3 protein-coding genes and 1 rRNA gene are annotated in these 2,769 nt (G+C 38.8%); 3 read left to right on the plus strand and 1 reads right to left on the minus strand.

Going from position 1 to position 2,769, the window contains the following annotated elements; all coding sequences use genetic code 11:
* Window positions 1–16 precede the first annotated feature (16 nt).
* Window positions 17–132 (plus strand): 5S ribosomal RNA (gene rrf, locus GXZ13_03885).
* Window positions 133–429: 297 nt separating this feature from the next.
* Here rrf and GXZ13_03890 read toward each other — a convergent pair.
* Window positions 430–795, minus strand: a complete 366-nt coding sequence (locus tag GXZ13_03890; GenBank protein NLX74978.1) for a metal-dependent transcriptional regulator — start codon at window positions 793–795, stop codon at window positions 430–432.
* 233 nt (window positions 796–1,028) lie between these two features.
* Between GXZ13_03890 and GXZ13_03895 the strand changes: the two genes are divergently transcribed.
* Together GXZ13_03895 and feoB are read left to right on the plus strand one after the other, a co-directional pair.
* Complete coding sequence (locus tag GXZ13_03895) at window positions 1,029–1,283, plus strand: ferrous iron transport protein A (protein ID NLX74979.1); 255 nt, start codon at window positions 1,029–1,031, stop codon at window positions 1,281–1,283.
* Window positions 1,276–2,769: ferrous iron transport protein B (feoB, locus tag GXZ13_03900; GenBank protein NLX74980.1), on the plus strand; the 1,494-nt coding region annotated here is incomplete at its 3' end. The genes GXZ13_03895 and feoB, both read left to right, overlap by 8 nt.

Raw genomic sequence — 2,769 nt, forward strand, 5'->3', positions numbered from 1 at the left:
GGGTTAATTACAGATTTCTAGTGACCATAGAGGAGGGGACACACCCGGTCCCATGCCGAACCCGGCAGTTAAGCCCTCCTTCGCCGATGGTACTACGGAGGGTATTCGTGGGAGAGTAGGACGTTGCTAGAATTAATTTAAAAAAAGGAGTCTCGGAAGAGGCTCCTTTTTTGTTGTCCTTCGGACACCAAAAAACTCGCCGGCAAGTGCGGTCTACGACCGCGGCAAGTAGTGACCTTCGGCCACTGGCAAGTACGACCTTCGGTCGTGACAAGTGGCTCCTTCTCGCCGTCTAGTTCAAGGTAAAAGTCTTTAAAGATTCTAAAAAAGAAACGCGGCTGAAAGCCGCACTTCTCGTGGTGAAGCCACTCTTGTCGACGTTTGAAAAACGTCTCTTCTCGCGACTAACAGGAGCACTTCTCCAAAGGGCTAAAGCCCTTTTACAAAATCCCTAATCTTCGCAAAACTTTCTTGGCTTATAACATGCTCTATTTTACAGGCGTCTTCTTTGGCTGTTTTTTCTTCAACACCTAGCTTCATTAATACTTCAGTGAGCACTACATGTCTTTCATAGACTTTCTCGGCAACGGCAAGGCCTTTGTCTGTCAAAGTGATAAATCCGGCTTCATCAAAATCAACGAAATCTTTTTCTCTTAGCTGCTTCATCATTATGCTAATAGTAGGTTTTGAATAACCCATCGCATTTACAATATCTATGGATCTGATCTCGTCATTTTTCTTCAATAATATGTATATATTTTCTAAATAATTTTCAATAGTTTCGCCGACGTTCATGTTAACTCTCCTTTTATTCCCATATATTATTTATATTTTAAAGTGAGATTTAATCTAAGAAATCTCATATGCAAGTATCTTGTCTCTTTAAAAAGTTTCAGTAAAAATAGTTATAAATTTGTATTATATTTTGTTGACAAGCTGAGTAAGTTAGTCTAAACTAACTCAGGTTAATATAAATACTATATCACATGATGAAGAAAACGAAACAAGAAAATTGATAGGGTGTGAGAATGATGACAATTTCTTTGATAAAACTTCATGAAGGCGATGAAGCTAAAGTTGAATCTATCGCTGCCGGCAAAGATGCAACCAAAAGATTGTATGAAATGGGACTTAACACTAAGGCAAGAATAAGTGTTTTAAAAAATGATTTTGGTCCTGTTCTGGCAAGCGTTAATGGGAATAAAATTGCCATTGGTCGTGGTCTTGCTGAAAAAGTAATGGTGCAAAAAACAGAAAAAGAAGAGGGGAATAGAGATGAGTAATCATAAAATAGCCCTGGTTGGCAATCCAAACAGCGGCAAAACAACTCTTTTTAACTCTTTAACCGGATCTAACCAGCATGTAGGGAACTGGCCTGGTGTTACTGTAGAAAAAAAAGAAGGAATATTAAAATACAAAAACAAAGAATATGACATCATAGATTTGCCTGGAATATATAGCCTTGGCGCTTTTTCGGAAGATGAAATTGTTGCTATGGATTATGTTTTGTCGGATGATGCCGATGTCATTATCAATATAATTGACTCTTGCAACATCGAGAGAAATTTATATTTGACAACACAGCTACTCGAAATGAGCAAAAACATGGTACTTGTTCTTAATATGTGCGATGAGGCTCAAAAGAGAGAAATTCAAATTGATACAGCCGCACTATCAGCAAAGCTTGGAGTTCCTGTTGTCACAGCTATCGCACACAAGGGTGTGGGCAAAGAAGAAATTATTGAAGCTGTAATTAAGGCAATAGACGATAAAAAGGCCTACGACAACCCTGTCGTATATAACGAAAATGTTCTTCATCACATCGAGCATATAGAGGAAATTTTAGAAGGCAAGGCAACCCCTTATCCAACAAGGTGGACTGCAATCAAGATCGTCGAGGGAGACAATCACGTTTTAGAAATGATTGACGAGTGTGCTTTAGATGAAGAAACTCTAAAACATATAAAAGATTTCCATAAATTCCATAACAAAGATAGCTTTGAATTAGAGGTTGTCGACTCTAGATATTCTTTTGCCAATAGTGTGGCAAAAGATGTTGTTATGAGACCGGAAAAAGAAGTCAAAACAATCACAGACATGCTTGATAAGTTTCTTATCAATAAATATCTTGGCATTCCAATATTTGCCGCAATCATGTTCATTGTTTTCCAGACGACTTTCATCGTTGGAGAAGAGATTTTTGGTGGATTAGCTGCCGATTTAGTCGAAGGGTTCGGAGGAATACTGGAGAGCTTTTTAGTTTCAGTAAATTCCCCAGAATGGCTTGTGGCTCTCGTCGGTGATGGCTTAATAGGTGGTGTCGGAGCAGTCATTGAGTTCGTTCCTCTGATTACTGTTCTATATTTGCTATTAGGCTTTTTGGAAGACAGCGGATATATGGCAAGAGCAGCATATGTCTGGGATAACCTTATGAGAAGATTTGGCCTGCACGGCAAAGCTTTTATTTCAATGATTATAGGTTTTGGCTGTAATGTTCCCGGCATAATGTCGACAAGAACGATGGAGAATAAAAAAGACAGAATGATTTCAATGCTCATAAATCCATTCATGTCTTGCGGTGCAAAGATTCCTATTTATATAGTATTCATTGCAGCATTCTTCCCCAACCATGGTGCTTTAGTTCTTTTTTCGCTTTATGGCTTCGGGATATTAGTCGGCTTGATTATGGCAAAAGTTTTCAACAACACTCTCTTTAAAGGTGAGAGCTCATACTTCATCATGGAGCTTCCCCCTTATAGAATGCCGACA

It is taken from the genome of Synergistaceae bacterium, assembly GCA_012728235.1.
Classification (GTDB): domain Bacteria; phylum Synergistota; class Synergistia; order Synergistales; family Synergistaceae; genus JAAYFL01.

Bases quoted from the DNA above. Each gene is read 5' to 3' on its own strand.
- GXZ13_03890 (NLX74978.1), bottom strand. From the start codon at position 795: ATGAACGTCGGCGAAACTATTGAAAATTATTTAGAAAATATATACATA.
- GXZ13_03895 (NLX74979.1), top strand. From the start codon at position 1,029: ATGATGACAATTTCTTTGATAAAACTTCATGAAGGCGATGAAGCTAAA.